Annotated in this window: 17 protein-coding genes; 14 read left to right on the top strand and 3 right to left on the bottom strand. The window is 61.9% G+C overall.

Annotated features, from left to right (window positions below):
* Positions 1 to 39: 39 nt before the first annotated feature.
* Together AB6N07_RS23260 and AB6N07_RS23255 are read right to left on the bottom strand one after the other, a co-directional pair.
* Positions 40 to 1,326, bottom strand: coding sequence for a DNA polymerase IV (locus tag AB6N07_RS23260; protein ID WP_370675413.1), 1,287 nt, complete (start codon positions 1,324 to 1,326; stop codon positions 40 to 42).
* Positions 1,327 to 1,371: 45 nt separating this feature from the next.
* The gene (locus tag AB6N07_RS23255) at positions 1,372 to 1,659 is read right to left on the bottom strand and encodes a DUF3572 domain-containing protein (RefSeq protein ID WP_370675412.1); all 288 of its coding nucleotides are present in this window, start codon (positions 1,657 to 1,659) and stop codon (positions 1,372 to 1,374) included.
* 173 nt (positions 1,660 to 1,832) lie between these two features.
* On the opposite strand from AB6N07_RS23255, the gene AB6N07_RS23250 reads away from it, so the two are divergent.
* The 6 genes from AB6N07_RS23250 to AB6N07_RS23225 all read left to right on the top strand — a co-directional run bounded on the left by AB6N07_RS23250 (position 1,833) and on the right by AB6N07_RS23225 (position 8,739).
* Entirely contained in the window at positions 1,833 to 2,204 is a 372-nt protein-coding gene (locus tag AB6N07_RS23250; protein WP_101290899.1) for a response regulator, read from the top strand.
* Between the two features lie 25 nt (positions 2,205 to 2,229).
* Entirely contained in the window at positions 2,230 to 3,600 is a 1,371-nt protein-coding gene (locus tag AB6N07_RS23245) for a PleD family two-component system response regulator (protein ID WP_370675411.1), read from the top strand.
* Positions 3,601 to 4,381: 781 nt separating this feature from the next.
* Positions 4,382 to 5,425, top strand: a complete 1,044-nt coding sequence (locus tag AB6N07_RS23240) for an ABC transporter substrate-binding protein (protein WP_370675410.1) — start codon at positions 4,382 to 4,384, stop codon at positions 5,423 to 5,425.
* Positions 5,426 to 5,486: 61 nt separating this feature from the next.
* Positions 5,487 to 6,275, top strand: a complete 789-nt coding sequence (locus AB6N07_RS23235; protein WP_370675409.1) for an ABC transporter ATP-binding protein — start codon at positions 5,487 to 5,489, stop codon at positions 6,273 to 6,275.
* Positions 6,272 to 7,090 carry an ABC transporter permease gene (locus AB6N07_RS23230; RefSeq protein ID WP_370675408.1) on the top strand — a complete coding sequence of 273 codons (819 nt, stop codon included), beginning with the start codon at positions 6,272 to 6,274 and terminating at the stop codon, positions 7,088 to 7,090. Before AB6N07_RS23235 ends, AB6N07_RS23230 begins: the two co-directional genes overlap by 4 nt.
* An 86-nt stretch (positions 7,091 to 7,176) precedes the next feature.
* On the top strand, positions 7,177 to 8,739 hold the full coding sequence (locus tag AB6N07_RS23225; RefSeq protein WP_370675407.1) for a D-aminopeptidase: 1,563 nt from the start codon (positions 7,177 to 7,179) through the stop codon (positions 8,737 to 8,739).
* Between the two features lie 10 nt (positions 8,740 to 8,749).
* On the opposite strand, the gene AB6N07_RS23220 is transcribed toward AB6N07_RS23225, so the two are convergent.
* Complete coding sequence (locus AB6N07_RS23220) at positions 8,750 to 9,874, bottom strand: ROK family protein (protein WP_370678308.1); 1,125 nt, start codon at positions 9,872 to 9,874, stop codon at positions 8,750 to 8,752.
* Positions 9,875 to 9,977: 103 nt separating this feature from the next.
* Between AB6N07_RS23220 and AB6N07_RS23215 the strand changes: the two genes are divergently transcribed.
* The 8 genes from AB6N07_RS23215 (at position 9,978) to AB6N07_RS23180 (ending at position 19,359) form a co-directional block, all read left to right on the top strand.
* On the top strand, positions 9,978 to 11,351 hold the full coding sequence (locus AB6N07_RS23215; RefSeq protein WP_370675406.1) for an ABC transporter substrate-binding protein: 1,374 nt from the start codon (positions 9,978 to 9,980) through the stop codon (positions 11,349 to 11,351).
* Positions 11,352 to 11,415: 64 nt separating this feature from the next.
* Complete coding sequence (locus AB6N07_RS23210; protein ID WP_370678307.1) at positions 11,416 to 12,327, top strand: carbohydrate ABC transporter permease; 912 nt, start codon at positions 11,416 to 11,418, stop codon at positions 12,325 to 12,327.
* Positions 12,327 to 13,391, top strand: coding sequence for a carbohydrate ABC transporter permease (locus tag AB6N07_RS23205; protein ID WP_370675405.1), 1,065 nt, complete (start codon positions 12,327 to 12,329; stop codon positions 13,389 to 13,391). The genes AB6N07_RS23210 and AB6N07_RS23205 overlap by 1 nt, the downstream gene beginning before the upstream one ends.
* A gap of 5 nt (positions 13,392 to 13,396) precedes the next feature.
* On the top strand, positions 13,397 to 14,509 hold the full coding sequence (locus tag AB6N07_RS23200) for an ABC transporter ATP-binding protein (RefSeq protein WP_370675404.1): 1,113 nt from the start codon (positions 13,397 to 13,399) through the stop codon (positions 14,507 to 14,509).
* 10 nt (positions 14,510 to 14,519) lie between these two features.
* A complete protein-coding gene (locus AB6N07_RS23195) occupies positions 14,520 to 15,242 on the top strand; it encodes a glycerophosphodiester phosphodiesterase family protein (protein ID WP_370675403.1) in 723 nt (240 codons plus the stop codon).
* A gap of 278 nt (positions 15,243 to 15,520) precedes the next feature.
* Positions 15,521 to 16,789 (top strand): ROK family protein, encoded by a 1,269-nt coding sequence (locus AB6N07_RS23190; RefSeq protein WP_370675402.1) that lies wholly within the window; start codon positions 15,521 to 15,523, stop codon positions 16,787 to 16,789.
* Positions 16,773 to 18,320, top strand: coding sequence for a sugar ABC transporter ATP-binding protein (locus tag AB6N07_RS23185; protein WP_370675401.1), 1,548 nt, complete (start codon positions 16,773 to 16,775; stop codon positions 18,318 to 18,320). The genes AB6N07_RS23190 and AB6N07_RS23185 overlap by 17 nt, the downstream gene beginning before the upstream one ends.
* Positions 18,321 to 18,351: 31 nt before the next feature.
* The gene (locus AB6N07_RS23180) at positions 18,352 to 19,359 is read left to right on the top strand and encodes a ribose ABC transporter permease (protein ID WP_370675400.1); all 1,008 of its coding nucleotides are present in this window, start codon (positions 18,352 to 18,354) and stop codon (positions 19,357 to 19,359) included.
* The last annotated feature ends 246 nt before the right edge of the window (positions 19,360 to 19,605 follow it).

The raw sequence follows: 19,605 nt of genomic DNA, 5'->3' as shown, positions 1-19,605 counted from the left end.
AAGGTGGGCGGTTGGCATCAAGCCAGGCGGTCACCGTCGTCACTCCTTACGACGGTGGTGTTTGCCGAAAACGAGGCCGGTTTCGAGCGCCTGTTTGCCGAACTTCTGTCGTACCTCATCCATCGCTCGCTCGGCGGCTGCCTTGCGTGTCGCCTGCTGGTCGACGAGGTCGACTGGGTCGGCGAAGCGACTTTCGCAGAGATCGGCAACCGAGACGCCGAGCAGGCGATATTTCTGGCCGTGTGCCTCCTCGGCAAGCAGCGCGTCGGCGGTGGCGAAGATGCGGTCGGCGAGTTGGGTCGGGTCATTGAGGCGCCGCGCCCGTGTTCTCAGCTTGAAGTCGGCGGTCTTCAGCTTCAAGGTCACTGTCGAGCCGGCGATATCCTCGTGTTTGAGTCCGAAGGAGACGCGTTCCGCCTGTTCGCGCAGGATCGGCCTGAGATCGCCGAGATCGGCAATATCCTCGAAGAAGGTTACCTCCGAGCCAACGCTCTTGCGCTTGGAGTTGGGGACGACCTGCCGGCTGTCCTCGCCGTGCGAGAGCTTGGTAATCCTGAGGCCGAGCGCTCCATAGCGAGCAGCGAGCTGGGCCGGATCGGCTGCCTGCAGGTCGCCCACCGTCCGGTAGCCATCGGCGGCGAGGCGCTCGGAGAAGGCACGACCGACCCCCCAGATCGTTGTGACCGGCCGCGGAGCCAGGAAGGCGGCGGCTTCCGACTGTCCGATTACCGAAAAGCCTTTGGGCTTGTCGAGGTCGGAAGCGATCTTGGCGAGAAACTTGTTGGCGGCCAGCCCCACCGAGACGGTGATGCCGACATCGCGTTCCACCTCTTTTGCGAAGCGGGCGAGCACCCGCGCCGGGCTGGCACGGTGCAGCTTTTCGGTGCCGGACAGGTCGAGGAAGGCCTCGTCGATGGAGAGCGGCTCGACGAGCGGCGTCAACTCCAGCATCCGCCGCCGGATCTCCCGGCCGACGCGCGCATACTTTTCCATGTTGGGCCGGATCACCACCGCGTCGGGGCAGAGTTGCAGCGCCTTGAACATCGGCATGGCCGAGCGCACGCCGCTGATTCTGGCGATGTAGCACGCCGTCGATACGACGCCGCGCTTGCCGCCGCCGATGATCACCGGCTTGGTGGCGAGCGAAGGATCGTCGCGCTTTTCCACCGAAGCATAGAAGGCATCGCAGTCGACGTGAGCGATGACAAGACGTTCAAGATCGGGATGGCGGAGAAGGCGCGGTCCACCACAGGCCGGGCAACGGCGCCCCTCTGCCGGAACCGGCGAAAGGCAATCCCTGCAGAAACCACATGCCGCTTCGGGCATCCCCGCCTCCCGCCGGCCACCTAGAAAACCCTCGCCGCCAGACGACTATAGCTCACTTTCACCGGCCAAAGCATGATGCGCCGCGGCTATCATGGTCGGCCTCACCCGCGCGTCTTCAACGAAGGACAGAAGCAGCGATTCGTCGGCAAGAAAAAATTCCAGCACGCCGGCGAGAAAGCCGGACTCGCGGGCCGCCGCCCTAAGATCGGCCGGTCCGATACCGGAAAGTGACAGGAAGCGTCCAAGCGCATCCGGGTTTCCAGCGAGATAGGCGAGGGCGGATATGGCCAGCTCCTCCGCCGCTTCGACGCTAAGCCTTTTACCAATTGGCATGTTCGGACCATCGTTTGGGATTGCTAAAGGAATCCGTACTATATTTGTTATACTGGAATCAGTGCGGCAACCTATCCCTACCGGAAGGCGTTCCTACGTACGAGCCGTGTGCGCTGGAATGGAAACCCGCCGAGCACCTGCACTACCAGCGCGCGAGGCGGAAAGAGAGTCGAATGGCCAAGACAGTTCTCATCGTCGAGGACAATGAGCTCAACATGAAGCTCTTCCATGATCTCCTGGAAGCGCATGGTTATCGCACGATTCAAACACGTAATGGCATTGAAGCCTTGGACTTGGTGCGTACCCACCGGCCGGATCTCATTTTGATGGATATCCAGTTGCCGGAAGTGTCTGGGCTCGAGGTCACCAAATGGCTCAAGGAAGATGACGAGCTGCGTTCCATCCCAGTGGTCGCGGTCACCGCATTTGCCATGAAGGGTGATGAGGAGCGTATCCGTCAGGGCGGCTGCGAGGCCTACATTTCCAAGCCGATTTCAGTTTCCAAATTCATCGAGACGGTGCGGACTTATATCGGCGACCAGTAAGAGTCGTCCGGAACGGAAGAGTGTGATGACAGCGCGTATTCTTGTTGTCGACGACATCCTGGTCAACGTGCGCCTCATGGAGGCTCGCCTCACCGCCGAATACTTCGATGTCCACACCGCCACCTCCGGCGCCGAGGCGCTGGCTATGCTCGACAACGCCACCTACGACATCGTTCTCCTGGATGTCATGATGCCAGGCATGGACGGTTTTGAGGTCTGTCGCCGTATTCGAGCCAATCCAAAAACCATACAGCTGCCGGTGATCATGGTCACGGCCCTTGACCAGCCTGCCGACCGTGTCCACGGGCTGGAAGCAGGAGCCGATGACTTCCTGACCAAGCCGGTGTCCGATACCCAGCTGATCACCCGAGTTAAAAGCCTCGTTCGCCTGAAGCAGCTCACCGACGAACTCGACCTCCGCGCCAACCAGGGCTCGGTTGCCTTCGATCGGGCGATGACCTACGCCGATCTCACAGCCCGTGCTCCTGGGCGCGTGTTGCTGGTCGAGGATCGCCGTTCGGCCTATGTGCGCGTCGCCCAAGCACTTGCCGGCGAAATGACAGTGGAGATCGAGACCAATCCCCAGGAGGCCTTGTTCCGCGCCGCCGAGGGCGATTACGATTTGGCGCTGATCTCAATGAGTCTCGATGATTATGATGCGTTGCGCCTTTGCTCACAGCTGCGATCGCTCGATCGGACTCGCCTGTTGCCCATTCTGCTGATTGCCGATCCAGAGGAGGGCGGCCGTTTGGCGCGCGGTCTGGAGCTCGGCATCAACGACTACCTTATCCGTCCTGTCGATACGCATGAGCTCATCGCTCGCTGTCGAACCCAGATCCGGCGCAAGCGCTATACCGACCGGCTGCGGGCCAGTGTGCTGCAGACGATGGAGCTTGCCATCACCGATGCGCTGACCGGCCTCTACAATCGCCGGTACCTCGATTCGCATCTCGCCGCGCTCGTTGAGCGGGCAAATGAGAAAAAGGGCGACTTGTCGCTGCTGATCGTCGATATCGACTATTTCAAGCGGGTCAATGACACGCACGGCCATGATGCCGGCGACGAGATCCTTCGCGAGTTCTCGACCCGTATCCGACGCAATCTGCGTGCTCTCGATCTGCCCTGCCGCTTCGGCGGCGAGGAGTTCGTGATCGTGATGCCGGAAACGGATTACGGGATTGCCTCCATCGTCGCCGAACGGTTGCGCACCAAGATCGCGCGCGATCCCTTCGCCATTCATGGGGGGGCGGAGTTCGTCGATGTGACGATTTCCGTCGGAGCCGCTTATATCCTGCACGATGGCGATACGCCGGAGACGCTCCTGAAGCGTGCCGATAACGCCCTCTATCGTGCCAAGGCGGAAGGTCGCAACCGCGTCGTTCTCGCCGCCGCCTGACGAGACGACAAGTCCGTCGCGGACCTTGAAGAGATCCACACACCGCCGCGCCTGCCCGGGAATCCGACGATCCTCTGGGCTGTTGAGTGCGAGAAAACAAAAGGATGCAGCGGTGCTGGATCCCCAATGTGGCCCTTTGTCTGCCAGATGCGGTCATCCATCAAACGCGGAAATTAAGGTTACTTGTTTATGATTAACTCACCGAAATCATGGGGTGAGTAAGGATGTTGTTGTAAACAACTCGTTAAAAAGCTAAAACAACAATGTTGATACTATATGAGATTTTGGAAAGAGATACAGTTGCTTTCCAAACTACAACCCGGTGAAGCCAGGTCCGCCGCATCTCCTGGTCTTGTCGGGTCGGTCGATCGATGCCGGCGAGAGTGGCCTCCTCGTTGACCCGGCATCGATCGACCACTCTTGCTTTTCGCCGATGCTGACGATCAAACGCCCTGTTTTGAGGAGCTCCCCCGTGTTGGCGGTGTAGGGCTCCATCCCGAGCGCCTTCGTCCCCAATTTCGAGGTTTTTCCCCTACCGGGACGGCAATCGCGTGCTTCGGCGTCGCCGGTTGGTCGCGCTATCCATTGGGTCAGCCGAAAACCAAAACCAAGCCTTTGCGGCTATCCACAGCCACCTGCCCACCTTGTTGGCAGATATGTGCGAATAAATGTTCAAAAAATGAACATGATGCATATTGCTTAGACATTGGGCAATTTGACTTGCAATTCCAGCGACTTCCCCGGCAAAATGGCCTTATTCCAAGCCAACAAGGGGAACGTCATGCTGAAATCCGCCCGCCGCCTTGCCGCGAGGGCCGCTTTCGTCGGTCTTGCGGGGATCGCCTCGCTTACTGCCGGCGTAGCGGCCGCATCGGCCGATACGCCCGTCAAGTTCACGCTTGACTGGAAGTTCGAGGGGCCGGCCGCCGGCTTCCTGCTGGCGCTCGACAAGGGGTACTTCAAGGCCGAGGGGCTGGATGTCACCATCGATAGCGGCAACGGTTCGGTTGAAGCTATTTCCCGCGTCGCCAACGGCACCTACGACATGGGCTTCGGCGACATCAACTCGCTGATCAAGTTGCTTGACGAGGACCCCTCGCAGAAGATTAAGGGCGTCTACATGGTCTACGACCGCCCGACGTTTGCCGTGGTTGGGCGCAAGTCGCTTGGCATTACCAGCGATCCCAAGTCGCTTGAAGGCAAGAAGCTCGGCGCGCCGCCGCCGGATGGCGCCTTTGCCCAGTGGAAGGCTTTCAAGGCCGTCGCCGGGATCGACGATAGCAAGATCACGCTCGAGTCGGTTGGCTTCCCGGTCCGTGAGCCGATGTTGGCCAAGGGCGACGTCGACGCGGTGTTTGGTTTCTCGTTCTCTGTGATCCTGAACCTCAAGGCGCAGGGCGTACCGGCCGACGACATCGTTCCTATCCTGATGGCCGAACACGGCCTCAACCTTTATGGCAACACCGTCACCGTCAACACCGACTTTGCCGCGAAGAACCCCGATGCGGTGAAGGGGGTGCTGAAGGCGCTCGCCAAGGGGTTTGCCGACGCCGTCGCCCATCCGCAGGAGGGTGTCGACGCTGTGCTGAAGCGCAACGAGACACTGAACCCGGATATTGAACTCGAACGCCTCACCATGGCCAACAGCCAGAACATCAAGACGCCCTATGTCGCCGAGCACGGCATGGGCGGCATCGATCCGGCGCGGCTCGCCGCTTCCATTGAGACGCTGAAAACCTCGATCGGCCTCAAGGGCACGGTGACCGCCGATAAGGTGTTCGACGCAAGCTTCTTGCCACCGGAGGCCGAGCGCAAGCTGCCCTGACCCAAATTTTGGACCGGTCGACTCTCTCGGCCGGTCCTATCTTCTTGGAAACGCGAGACACATGACCCACCTCGTCTCCATCGAAAACGTCGACATGCGCTATGGCGGGGCGAGCGGCACGCTGGCAGTCGCCGATCTTACCTTCAAAGTCGATAAGGGCGAGTTTGCCGCCGTGGTCGGTCCGTCCGGTTGCGGCAAATCGACCCTGATGCGTCTGGTCACCGGGCTGCATATTCCGCAAGCTGGCAACGTTATCGTCGCCGGTCAGCACGTCACCGAGCCGGTCAGCATCGTCGGCATGGCGTTCCAGAATCCCAGCATGTTGCCTTGGCGTACAACGCTCGAAAACATTCTGCTGCCGCTCGAAATCGTCGAAAAGCATCGCAAGCGCCTGCGTGCCCACAAGGCGGAATACGTCGAGAAGGCCGAGCATCTGCTCGAGGTGGTCGGCCTCAAGGGATTCGGGTCGAAATATCCCTGGCAGCTCTCCGGCGGCATGCAGCAGCGCGCCAACCTTTGCCGGGCGCTGATCCACGAGCCGCAGCTTCTGATGCTGGACGAGCCCTTCGGTGCCCTCGACGCTTTCACGCGCGAGGAACTGTGGTGCGTCATCCGCGACCTGCACGCCGCGCAGGATGTCACCATTGTTCTGGTCACCCACGATCTGCGCGAGGCGGTGTTCCTGGCCGACAAGATCCTGGTGATGACCGCGCGGCCTGGCCGCGTGCTGCGCGAGCACCATGTGCCCTTCGCTCGGCCGCGCGATCTCGAGATTACCTACGACAAGGCCTTCAACGACGTGGTCCATGAACTGCACGGCGAGATCGCCAGCGCGAGGAGAACGGCATGAGCGCGATCGTCGAGGACATCCAGAAGCCCGAGCCGGCAAAGCCTCTGATCGCCCGCATCGATTGGGTTAAGGCCTCTCCCTGGCTTTACACCATTGCACTGTTCGCGATCTGGGAAGCGGCGGTACGTGTGTTCGACCTGCCCTATACCGTCCTTCCAGCGCCCTCGCGCATTTTCGCGGCCCTCTATCAGTACTGGTCGCCGATCTGGAAGAACTCGCTTCAGACACTTTACACGACGACGCTCGGCTTCCTGATGGCGGTGGTCGGCGGTCTTGCCCTGGGGCTGTTCATCGGCTGGTCGAAGATGATCTATGCCGGCCTCTATCCGCTGATGATCGGTTTCAATGCCGTGCCCAAGGTGGCGGTCGTCCCTATCTTGGTCATCTGGTTTGGCATCGGCGCGGTGCCGGCCATGCTGACGGCCTTCCTGATTTCCTTCTTTCCGATCGTCGTCAATGTCGCCACTGGCCTTGCCACAATCGAGCCGGAAACCGAGGATGTGCTCCGGGCGCTTGGGGCCAAGAAGCTCGACATCATGCTGAAGGTCGGCATTCCCCGCTCGATGCCCTATTTCTTCGGCTCATTGAAAGTGGCGATTACGCTCGCCTTCGTCGGTTCTGTGGTATCGGAGACCGTCGCCTCCAACTACGGCCTCGGCAACCTGATGAGTTCGGCCCAGAGCCAGTTCAACGTGCCCTTGGTGTTTGCCGGCCTGTTGGCGCTCGCCGTCGAGGGCATCGTCATGTACTCGATCATGGCCTGGGTGGAGAAGCGCATGACCGGTTGGGCGCATCGGTCCACCATGTCTCATTGAGGGAACGCTTCTCGGTAGGATAAGCCTTGCGCGACCGGAGGTCACAGCTTTAGCTGCGCAGGGTTTATCCGAAGGAAGAGTGAAACATGTCATCGATCGATCGAGCCGCCCTCGCCGCTGCCGTGGCCTCGTTGCCGGAGCGTTTCAAGGGACCGGGTGGCGTGGTTGGCGTGATGAAGGACGGCGAAGTGGTCCTCCGCGAGGCTTGGGGCTATGCCGATCCCGATGCCGGCTTGCCGATGACTGCGTCCCGTCTGATGCCGATCTGTTCGATCACCAAGCAGATGACCTGCGGCGTGCTGCTTGACCTCGTCGGCGCCCCATCGGCGCTTGACGACAGGCTGGCCGATTTCCTGCCGAATCTTGAGGGGCGGCGGCCGACGGTCCGTGAACTTTGCGACAATCGCTCGGGTCTGCGCGATTATTGGGCCCTCACCGCGTTGCACGGCGCTCATCATGAAGGCGTCTTCCGCCGGGAGGACGCGCGGCCGCTGTTTGCCCGCATGAAGACCACGCATTTCGAGCCGGGCAGCCAGTACTCCTATTCCAACGGCAATTTCCGCATCCTGTCCGATCTTCTCGAAGAGCGGTCCGGTCGTTCGCTGGCCGAACTCTACGCCCACCATATCTTTGGTCCGGCCGGCATGCGGGACGCTCGCCTCGCGGCTGACACGGCAGCTCCTCTCAATGGCGTTGTCGGTCATGAGGGCAATTCCGCTGTTGGCTGGTTCCCGGCGACGAATCGCATTCTCTGGACGGGCGACGCCGGCGTCGCCGCGACCCTCGACGACATGCTTGCCTGGGAAGGCTTTATCGATCGCGCCCGCGACGATGCGGATGGGCTGTATACGCGGTTGTCAACCCAGCCCACCTTCTCCGATGGTCGTTTGGCGCGCTACGGTATGGGCCTTGCACACGATCGAATCGACGATGTTGCGATCACCGGCCACGGTGGCGCGTTGCGTGGTTTCCGCATCCGTCGATTGCACACGGCATCCGAGCGGCTTTCGGTGGTGGTGATGTTCAACCACGAGGCCGATGCGCATGCCGCGGCCCTTTTCCTGATGCGCGCCGCTCTCGGCCGCCCCTCGGTGCCTCAGGCAGGCGATACGCCCGCCGACCGGGCGTGGGCCGGAGCATATGTCGAGCCGTCGTCCGGCCTTTTGCTCGACATTACCGCCCACGGCAATGCCATCCTCGCCCGCTTCGCCGGTGGCGCCGAGGTGCTGTCCTATGGTCCGGACGGCATCGCTCGGTCCAATGGCATGACGCTATCCAGGGAGAATGAGGGACTTGGGCTCGATCGCCCCGGCGACAACCTCCGCGGTGTCGCGGTGCGTCTTGTCGGAGAAGCGGCACCGGATATCGCCGGCCGCTACTGGTCGCCGGAAACCGAGTCCGCGCTGGAAATCGAGGCGATTGGTTCCACCTTCGCTGCTCGCTTTGACGGCTTCCTTGGTCGCGGTCCGATGCACGCCATGAGCCACGTCGCCGCCGACGTCTGGAAGCTTTCGACCCCGCGCGGCATGGATGCGCCCGCTCCCGGTGATTGGACCGTCCGCGTTCACCGCGCCGCCGGTGGCACCGTCGAGGGGCTTGCCATCGGCTGTTGGCTTGCCCGAAACGTGCCGTTTTCGCGGATTGCCTGACCGCTTACGCTCAACCCAGGCTGCCGGCGCGATCCAGGATCATGGCGGCAGCGCCACAAGCGACGGCATCGGTTGCCACGACCTCGGGCAGCAGGATCGCCGGTTGCACGACGCGCGCGTTGTCGAACGGATTCGACCGCGCGAAGTCGAGCCAGTCCGCCAATCGCGCTCGCACGATCTGAGGTAACGTCCCTCCGACATAGATAGCCGATGGCGCGAGTACGGCGGCGACGGTAAACGCCAGTCGGGCAAGTTCGGGACCGGCCCGTTGAAGCCAAGCTTCCAACTGGTCGGGATAGTCGGCCAGATAGGACGCCCACTTATCGGCATCGCGGCCCGGGGGCACATCCCCACCTCGCGCCGCGCACCAGGCTGCGAGGTCCTCGAATGATGGGCGACTCAACGTTCGCCCTCGCAGCGCGCCAATTTCTCCGGCATTCCCAAGATTGCCGCGATAGAGCGTCCGATTGATGATGATGCCGCCACCGATACCTTCCGAAAGATAGAGATAGGCGAAATTCGCGTGGCCCGCCGAATTGCCGAGGGTTAGTTCCCCTATAGCGGCGGCATTGGCATCGTTCTCGATCAGAACAGGGCAGCCCAGTACTTGGCTCAGTTGGATCGACAGGTTGTCGCTGGCCCAGGACTTTACCTCGTCAGCCAGATCGAGCGGCATCGTCTCCTGGCGGAAACGCGTCGGCATCGCGATACCCGCACCGAGCAGGGTGTCCCTCCCCAGTCCATACGCCGCCATAAGCGCCTGCGTCCCGCTGTCGATCGCCGACAGCACATCGGCAAAGGCGTCGAAAGGTCCTAGCAGGAGCCGGTCTCCGAGCGCATTGCCGCCAAAGTCCAGAAGGGTGAGTAGGACGGAATAGCGAGTGGCGTTGATGCCGAGAGCGTAGCCGGCGGACTTTTGCAGTTCTAGGTCGATCTGAGGAGCTCCACGCCCGCCCTTGCGACGAAGGCCCTCGATGACGAGGCCACGCGTCAGCAGGTCGCGCGTCAGCAAGCTGACCGCCGCTGGTGTCACGCCGCAGGCTTCGGCGATTTCCACCCGGGACGCCGAGCCTCTCTGCCGCAGGTAGCGCAGCAAGGCCGTTTGAGTTCCGCCGATGCCGTGTGGTCGAGACATGTCCTTCGTCGTCACCGTTCGCTCCCAATCCAAGACAATGTCATACAAATGTTATTTAAGTAATCTACTTAATTAAATAGCCGAAACGCGGATGTACACACCAATGACCAGACCTATTGCTCTCCTCGCCACCGTTGCGATTTCCGTTCTCTCCCTCAGCCCAGCACTGGCTGAGACCATCACCATCACGCTGTCGACGCTCGCCGAGCGGAGCGCGCCGGCCCGCATCACCAATATCCAGGCCGCCGCCGAAATCATCAACCAGCAGTTCAAAGCCGCCGGCGTCGATAAGCAGATCGTCATAGACGCCAGGAGCAGCGCCGCCAAGGGCTGGGACGATCTGGCCCTCGAACAGCTCAAGGCCTTTGCCGTTGGCCAGGGGCCGGACATTTCCGTGCTGCCGCACGAGTGGGTCGGCCAGTTCGCTCAGGACGGCTATGCCATGGCCATGGACGACAGGATTGCCGCCACACCTTGGGTCTATGGCGATATCTTGCCCGTCCTCTGGAGTGCCGCCAAGGCAACCGACGGCAAGATCTATGGCATCCCGCAGGACGCCGAGGTCCGCATGTTCTTTTACAACAAGGACATGCTGCGCAAGATCGGCAAGGATGAAGCTTTCATCGACGGCCTGCCGGAAAAGGTCGAGCGCGGCGAATTCACCCTCGACGACCTCACCGCCTTGTCGAAGGAAGTCGTCGACAAGGGAGCCGCGCAATACGGCATGCTGCACCGTCCGAACGTCGGCATCGACTACCTGATGGTATTCCAGTCCTTTGGTGTCAAGTTCACCGACGAACAGACCGGCAAGCTCATCTTCCCGAAAGCCGAGATGACCAAGGCGCTTGCCTGGTACGGCCGCAACGCCAAGGAAGGCGTCACGCCCGTCGACAACACGGCGATGAGCTGGGAAGCCATCCAAAGCGCCTTCAAGCAGGAAAAGGCTTTCATCTTCCATCAGGGCGTCTGGGCGCTTGCCTGGCAGGTCGGAACGTCGATGGGCGCCACTTGGCCGAGCGACGGCGAGGGTTATTTTAAGAAGATCGGCTGGATCCCGGCTCCCGCTGCCGAAAAGGGTGGCCAGCCCGTCAACCTGTCACATCCGCTGCTCTACATGGTCAACCCGAAGGGCCAGCACGCCGATCTCGCCGCCGACCTGGTTGCGCTCGCCACGCTGCCCTACTTCAACAACCAGCATGCCGTGAGCTCCTATCACACGGCGATCAGCAACGCACAGATGGCGATGCCGATCTACAAGGAGAACTGGGCCCTCTCCGCTGCCTCGCCGATGATGGCGCACGCGCGGTTCGTCCCGAACAACAATAAGTTCAGCAGCTACAACAAGGTGCTGTTCAGCGGTCTTCAGGCTGTCGAAACGGGCAAGATGACACCCGAGCAGGCGGTGGACTTCATCGCCGACGAACTGCAGCTCCAGTTCGGTGCGGATATCGACATCCGCGACGCCGTCGCCAAGTGACCTTGGCCCATCCCGCCGCCCGGTTCCAACCGGGCGGCTTTCCCTCGGACCGACTATTTCCATGATTCCGACAGTCCAGTTGCGCTCGCATCGGCCGGCTCGGCCGATGTTTTATCTGGCCCCAGCCCTCATCCTCCTGATGGTGTTCTTCATCGCGCCGATCTTGGTCAATACCGTGATCGCTTTCACCGACATGGGGCCAAACCTGCGCGTCGGCGCCCTCACGGTCGAGAACTTCCTACGCATCGTCCAGCGCGACGCGCGATTGCCGCTGGTGTTGATGACGACATTGATCTACGTCGCGGCCACGCTTTTTCTATTCAACGTCGGGCTTGGCGCTCTGTTGGCGATCGCCTCGACGGCAATCCCGGACCGGCTCGGCAACCTCTTCCGCGGTCTCTGGCTGCTGCCGCGCATGAGCCCGGCCGTTCTTTATGGCATTCTGTGGATCTGGATCGCCGATCCGTCGCCTTCCGGCCTTTTGACCATGGTGACGACGCCGCTCGGTTTGCCATCCGTCAATCTGCGCAACGATTTCCCGCTGCTGCTGATCGTGTTCGCCAACGGTGTCGTCGGCGCCTCCTTCGCCATGGTCATCCTTACCGCTTCGATCCGCGCCATTCCGCGGCATCTTTCTCATGCGGCGCGCGCCGATGGCGCCAGCGAGTGGGGCGTACTGCGCCATGTGATCGCCCCCGCTCTGTCGGCGCCGATCCGCGTCGTCACGCTCTATCAGGCGCTGTCGCTGTTGACGACCTACGAGTACATCCTGCTGATCACCGGCGGCGGTCCGGTCTACGACTCGACTCCCTATGCGCTCTACATCTATCGGCGCGCCTTCGAAAGTGGCGCTTATGGCTACGGCGCCGCGCTCGCGCTTGGCCTGATGGCCATCGGAGTCGCGCTGACCCTGCTGCAATGGCGCGTCAGCCGCATGCACACCACCTTTGCCGCTCCCAAGATCGAGGTTCTGTGATGGCGAACGACTCTCTCGCTGCCGCGCCGCCAATGGATTGGGTTCGCCTGGAACGTCGCGGCCTTGCCAATCGTATCGGCCTTCTCACAGTGGTGATCGTATTCCTCACCATCGTGTCCGTGCCCCTGCTGCTCCCCTATCTGTGGCTGGCGGTGAAGTCGTTCACCACCTCGGACGACAGGATCGGCCATCTTGTTCTGTGGCGCGTTGGCCTGATCGCCACGCTGGCTTACGCTGGAGCGCTGATCCTCGCGTTGTTGACCGAGCGTTTGCCTCGTCCGGCGCTTTTATGGTGCGCCCTCGCGGCCGTCGTGGTCCTGCTGATGGCAGTGTTCGTGTTGCCCCATCTGACGCTGGCCAATTACCGCTTTCTCTGGCAGCGGGACATAGCCGAGACCGGCACGTCACGTCAGGATCTCATGCCGTCGGTCTGGGCAGCGCTGACCAGTTCCCTGCTGTTGGCCGTCGCGCAAACCATTCTCGTCATGCTTACCGCCACCCCCGCCGCTTACGCCTTGTCGCGCTTCGCTTTCGCCGGGCGCGAGAACCTTTTGCGCGGGCTGCTATTGCTGCACGCTTTTCCGGCCTTGGCGCTCACCGTCGCCATCTTCGTACAGCTGCACTACATGGGCCTGCTCAATGCCTTACCCGGCGTTGTGCTGGTCATGAGCGCCCTCGAACTGCCGTTTGCGATCTTCATTCTCAAGGGCTTCTTCGACACCGTACCCTGGGACATCGAGATGAGCGCCCTGACCGACGGTGCCACCCGTGCCCAAGCGTTCCGCCTGATCGTTCTGCCGCAAGTCCGCGTTGGCCTGATCGCCGTCGCCACCTTCACCTTTTTGCGCGGTTGGGAGGAATACGTCTTCGTTCAGACGCTACTCATCGACAAGAGCCAAATGACGATGAGCCTCTACCTCTTCTATGTCGCCCAGGACAGCATGGGCGCCGACTATGGCATGGTCGCCGCCGTCGGCATGGTCTACCTCCTGCCTGTCCTGATCCTCTACGTCTTCACGCAGAAATATATCACGCAGATGAACTTCGGCGGGATCAAAGGATAACGATCATGGCCAGGATCACGCTCGAAAACGTCACCAAGAGCTGGGGCGAGACACAAGTGCTCCAGCCTATGAATCTGGAGATAGCCGAAGGTGAGTTCGTAGCCCTTCTCGGTCCGTCCGGCTGCGGCAAGTCGACGACGCTGTTTCTGCTGGCAGGGCTCTACGCACCGACTGGCGGCACGATCGCCTTCGATGGCTATAGCGTTAATCGCATCGACACGCGTGATCGCAATGTCGGCATCGTCTTCCAATCTTATGCGCTTTATCCCAACCTGACGGTTCGCCAGAACATCGCCTTTCCTCTGCGCTTCAAGTCGATGCCCCGTGATGAGGCGGCTCGGCGCGTGATCGAGGCGGCCAATCTGGTACAGATCGGCGCACTTCTCGATCGCCGCCCGGCACAGCTCTCCGGCGGTCAACAACAGCGCGTTGCATTGGCGCGAGCGCTGGTCAAGGAACCGAATATCCTGTTGCTCGATGAGCCGCTGTCCAACCTCGACGCCACGCTGCGAACCGCCATGCGCGCCGAGTTGAAGAGCCTCCAGAAGCGCCTTGGCATCACCACTCTGATCGTCACGCACGACCAGATCGAAGCGACCACCATGGCCGATCGCATCATCTGCATGAACGCCGGCGCCATTGCCCAGATCGGCACACCCGCCGATCTTTATCGCCGCCCGAACGACCTCTTCGTCGCTGGGTTCATCGGCTCGCCACCGATGAACCGTCTCGCCGCCACCGCTCGCGATCGCAGGGCGCGGGTTGGGACCACGACGCTGGCGCTGAGCGCCGCGCATGAAGGCGACATCACGCTTGGCATTCGTCCGGAGGATGTCGCGCTGGTCGCGCTCGAGGCGGCACATCTCGTCGGTGAGATCACCATAGTCGAGCCGATGGGGCGCGAAGTCTTCTACACGTTGTCGACGCCCGCTGGCGTCCTCAACGTGCTCGAACATGGCGAGATTGCCCGTCATGTGCTCGGCGACCGCGTCGGTCTCACTTGCAAGCGCGACCTGCCGCTCGTCTTTGACGCGCAGGGCCGGCGCATCGCCGACCTAAGCGTCGATCTCTCGCCGTTCGCGCCCGTGAGCGCCGGCCAACTGGAACTTCAGGCATAACGGATCCTCAATGACCAACATTGTTTCGCATCGTGGAGCCAACCGCTTCGCGCCGGAGAATACCTTTGCGGCGGCCGACCTGGCTCTAGAACAGGGCGCCGACTATATCGAGCTGGACGTGCGCGAGAGCGCCGACGGCGTGCTCTACGTCCTCCATGACGAGGGGCTGGAGCGTACCACCAATGGCAGCGGGCCACTCGGTCACGCCCTGTCGAACGAGATCGATGCCCTCGACGCCGGCGCCTGGTATGGTGCTGCCTTCAAGGGCGCCGTGGTCCCCCGTCTCGACGCCTATCTCGAGCATTTGCGCGGTCGATGCGGCGTCTATCTCGAGCTGAAATATTGCGATCCGGCTAAGGTTGCGACACTCGTTCGCCGTCTCGGCATGACACGGGAAACCTTCTACTTCTCCTTTTCCGAGGAGATGCGCTGTGGCCTGCAGGCAGTGGCGCCGGAATTTCGCAAGATGATGACGCTGGACATCGGAAAGTCGCCGTCATTGGTCGCGGCGCTACATCACGCGTCGATCATCGAAGTTTCGGTGGAGCAGATGCGCCGTCCGGGCCTGCTTGCTGCCTGCCGCGCGGCTGGGTTGGAGGTGATGGCGTTCTATCCCGGCGACGATATGGCAATCCACCGCGAGATCGTCACTGCCGGTGTCGACTATATCAATCTCGACCGCCCTGACCTCTTCGCCGCCGCGCGGGGGGAAACGGCGCTCGCCATGTGTTGACGCTCGCACGAAAAGCCTTTTGCCGCGAACTTGTGCAACCGAAGCGAGAGCGATTTGCTCCCCTCGCTTCGGTTGATTCATTCAACGACCTTTTATTCATTCTTTTGGCTGAATTGACCGTCCGGCTCATCGGACCTAAGTTCTTCATCGTGAATTAATTAATCGAGGGAAGCACGGGAGAGCTTGCCTCGGCTGGGCGGCGACGGTTGGGAGACTGTCGTCGCCACCTTCAACAGCCGACAAGTTGGTTGCTTCGATTTGCTCCGGGGGGAGTGGGAATGTCGGCTCGCAAGACGCGAACCGGGCAGGGTTCAAACTCTGCTCAGGTTCGTCTCTATAATGAGCGGATCGTGCTTCAGGCGCTGCGCCGTTTCGGCGAGGCGTCGAAAGCCGACCTCGCTCGAGCGGCCGGTCTCACCAACAATGCCATTGGCACCATTACGGCCTATCTCGCCGCCGCTGGTCTCGTAATCGAACTCGGCAAGAAGCGTGAGGGGCAGCGCGGCCAGCCAGCCATGATGCTGGCCTTGGCCCCGGAGGGTGCCTATTCCATCGGTGTCCGCATTGACCGCGTCGGATGGGAGACGGTGTGTGTCGATTTTGGTGGCCACATCCTCGCCAGTCGATCGCACGACTCCCTGCTGCCGCCGCCACAGGACATGTTGGCCGCCGTCGCCGACGATATCAGATCGATCGAACATGAGATTGGGCCGGATCGCTGGGAGAGGCTTGCTGGTATCGGTCTAGCGCAGCCCTATCATCTCGGCAGCTGGCTGAGAGAGCTTGAGTTGCCTGCCCAATCCTTCCGTTTGTGGGACGACTTCGATTTCGGTACCGCCCTTGAAGCGGAAACCGGCATTCCGGTGTTCGTTGAGAACGACGGCAACGCGGCCGCTATCGCCGAACTGTTCTACGGCCACGGCCGCGTGTTGTCGGACTTCATCTATCTCTTCATCGGTGGCGCCGTCGGCGGTGGTATTGTGCTGGATGGCGACTGCCTGCGTGGCAGTCGGGGTAACGCTGGCGATTTTGCCATGATGCCGGTACCTGCCTCGATGCTGCCCTCAGTTCCCCGGCCGGAGCGCGCCTTCGATGTATTGCTCACCCGCACGTCGCTGGCGGGTCTCCGGCGGCATCTGCGCTGGCATGGACATGCCGTCGAAACGCTGGCCGAAATCGGGGACCTTTTCCGCCGCGAACCCCGCCCGGTCGCTTTCGCCGAATGGATCGATGACGCGGTCGCCGCCTTCGTGCCGGCCGTCCTTGCCACGACGGCAACCCTTGATGTCGCCCACGTCGTTCTCGAGGGCGACCTCGACTGCGGCCTCATAGAGACCATCGTCGAGCGCCTCGCCGCCGCGCTTGTAACCGCTACACCCGAAAGCGTCCCTGTCCCAAAGGTGCTCGACGGCTCTTTTCGCGCTCGAGCGGGTGCGCTTGGCGCTGCCACGCTGCCGCTCTTCTTCAACTTCTCGCCACGCTCGTCGATCCTGACCGGCACGGCGCCCATGTTCAGGGAGTTCAGAGATCATGCCGTCCGCGCCTGAGACGACGCCTATCCTCGAGATGCGCGGCATCTCCAAAACCTTTCCCGGCGTGAAGGCGCTCGCCAACGTCGAGCTCACCGTCTATCCCGGCGAAGTGCACGCCCTGATGGGCGAAAACGGCGCCGGCAAATCGACGCTGATGAAGATCCTGTCGGGTGCCTACAAGGCGGACGTCGGCGGCGAACTTCGCATCAATGGCGATGTGATCCACATCGATGGCCCGCTCAGTGCCAAGACGAAGGGCATCGCCGTCATCTATCAGGAGCTCAGCCTGTCGCCCAACCTGACGGTGGCCGAGAACATCTATCTCGGCCGTGAACTATCCTCCGGCGGTCAGGTCGACCGGACGCGCATGCGTGCCGAATGCCAAGGCGTGCTCGATCGGCTCGGCGCCACCTTCGGCGCGGCGACCGTGGTTTCGACGCTGTCGATCGCCGAACGGCAAATGGTAGAAATCGCCCGCGCCATCCATGCCAATGCTCGCATCCTGGTCATGGACGAGCCGACCACCGCACTGTCGTCGCGCGAGACCGACAAGCTGTTTACCCTGATCCGGACGCTGCGCGCCGACGGCCTTGCCATCATCTACATTTCGCACCGCATGGCCGAGGTCTATGAGTTGGCCGACCGTTGCTCGGTGCTCCGAGACGGCAGCTATGTCGGTACGCTGATGCGTGACGAACTGTCGGCCGAAAAGCTGGTCAAGATGATGGTCGGGCGCGACCTCTCCAAGTTCTACAAGAAGGATCACGACGCACAGGGCAGTCGGGGTGAGGTGATCCTCTCCGTTCGCGACATGAGCGACGGACACCGCGTCCGCGGCTGCTCGCTCGATCTTCACCGCGGCGAAGTGCTTTGTCTGGCTGGTCTTGTCGGTTCGGGGCGCACCGAGCTTGCCCGCCTTATTTATGGTGCCGACAGCCGCAAGAGCGGCACGGTGGCGCTTGACGGCCAGCCGCTCGACATCAACAGGCCGATCCAGGCGGTGGATGCCGGCATCGTCTATCTCACCGAGGACCGCAAGGGGCAGGGCCTCTTCCTCGATATGACGGTGCAGGAGAACATAAACCTTCAGGTGATCGGCCGCGATGCCGGCAAGGGCGGCCTGCTCGACCTTAATAAGGCAAGGACGCGCGCCGTCGATGCCATCAAGGCGCTGTCTATCCGCGTCACCGGACCGGCCATCGACGTGGGGTCGCTGTCGGGCGGCAACCAGCAAAAGGTACTGCTGTCGCGCCTGCTGGAGACGCGGCCACGCGTGTTGATCCTCGACGAGCCGACGCGCGGTGTCGACATCGGCGCCAAGTCCGAAATCTACCGCATCATCGACGATCTGGTGAAGGCCGGCGTCGGCGTGCTCGTCATCTCCTCGGAGATGCCGGAAGTGGTCGGCATCGCCGATCGCGTGCTGGTGATGCGGGAAGGCCATATCGTTGGCGAGGTCGGCAGCACCACCGGAGTCGCCATCACTCAGGAAAACATCATTGCCCTGGCCGCGGGTCTCGCTCATCCGAGCGCGCCGGCTGCCTGAAGCCATAAAAGATACAAGCAAGGGAACCGCTATGTCCCAGGAAACGTCTTCGGCCGCTGAGCTCAGCCAGGAAAAGGCCGCCGCCAATCGTCAGGTCCTTATCCAGCAGATCATTCGCACCGTCGGCATGCTGCCGATCCTGATCCTGCTCGGCATCGGCTTTCAGCTGATGTCCGGCCGCTTCTTCTCACCGCAGAACCTCTCCATCGTCACCCAACAGGCGTCGATCAACACGGTGCTTGCTTGTGGCATGACGGCGGTGATCCTCACCGGCGGCATTGACCTCTCCGTCGGCTCCATTCTCGCCGCCTCGGCCATGGTAGCGGTGATCGGCTCGTTGATTCCCGACATGGGCTTGATCGGCATTCCGCTGGCACTGTTCGCTGGCCTGGTGTTTGGCCTGATCAACGGTTCGCTGGTCGCCTTCATCGGTTTGCCGCCATTCATCTCGACGCTTGGCTCGCTGACCGCCGTGCGCGGTGTCGCCCGCCTGTTCGGCGCCGACACCACCGTGTTCAACTCCCACATGCCCTTCGCGTTCATTGGCAATGGCTATTTCTTCGGTATCCCCTGGTTGGTGATCATCGCCTTCCTGTCGGTGATCGTCACCTGGGTCATCCTGCGACGCACCGTCCTTGGCGTGCACATTTACGCGACCGGCGGTAACGAGAGCGCGGCTCGCCTCTCCGGTATCAAGGTCTGGGCGGTGTTCCTGTTCGTCTACGGCTTCTCGGGGCTGATGGCCGGCCTTGGCGGCGTGATGAGCGCGGCGCGCCTGTTCGCGGCCAATGGCACTCAGCTCGGCCAGTCCTACGAGCTCGACGCCATCGCCGCCGTCATTCTGGGTGGCACCTCGTTCACCGGTGGCGTCGGCTCCATCTGGGGCACGCTGATCGGCGCGCTGATCATCGCCGTACTGTCCAACGGGCTGGTGCTCGTCGGTGTCAGCGACATCTGGCAGTACATCATCAAGGGCCTTGTCATCATCATCGCCGTGGCGCTCGACCGCGTCCGTTCGCAGGGCGGTGCCCGGACCTAAGCATCTGTCCGAAAAGTTGGAGACTTTTCGGACAAAGCGGATGCGTCAAAGAACTGGAGCAAAAGATTTTTGCTCCACGCAAAGAATTCGGCGGCGGGCTCTCCCCGCCTCCGCATCTGGGGTGGCGTATCGGCCGGTCGGATCGGCACTACGATACCTCTGCAATCCACCGGCAGGACCGCGTTACGGCCGGCCGGACATAGCGGGCGCGTCGGGCGGGAGGAGATCCGCCAGGCCCAGCCGGCA

It is taken from the genome of Pleomorphomonas sp. PLEO (assembly GCF_041320595.1).
GTDB lineage: Bacteria > Pseudomonadota > Alphaproteobacteria > Rhizobiales > Pleomorphomonadaceae > Pleomorphomonas.
The sequence above is the reverse complement of the archived record's forward strand: the minus strand, read 5'-3'. Positions and strand labels throughout refer to the sequence as shown.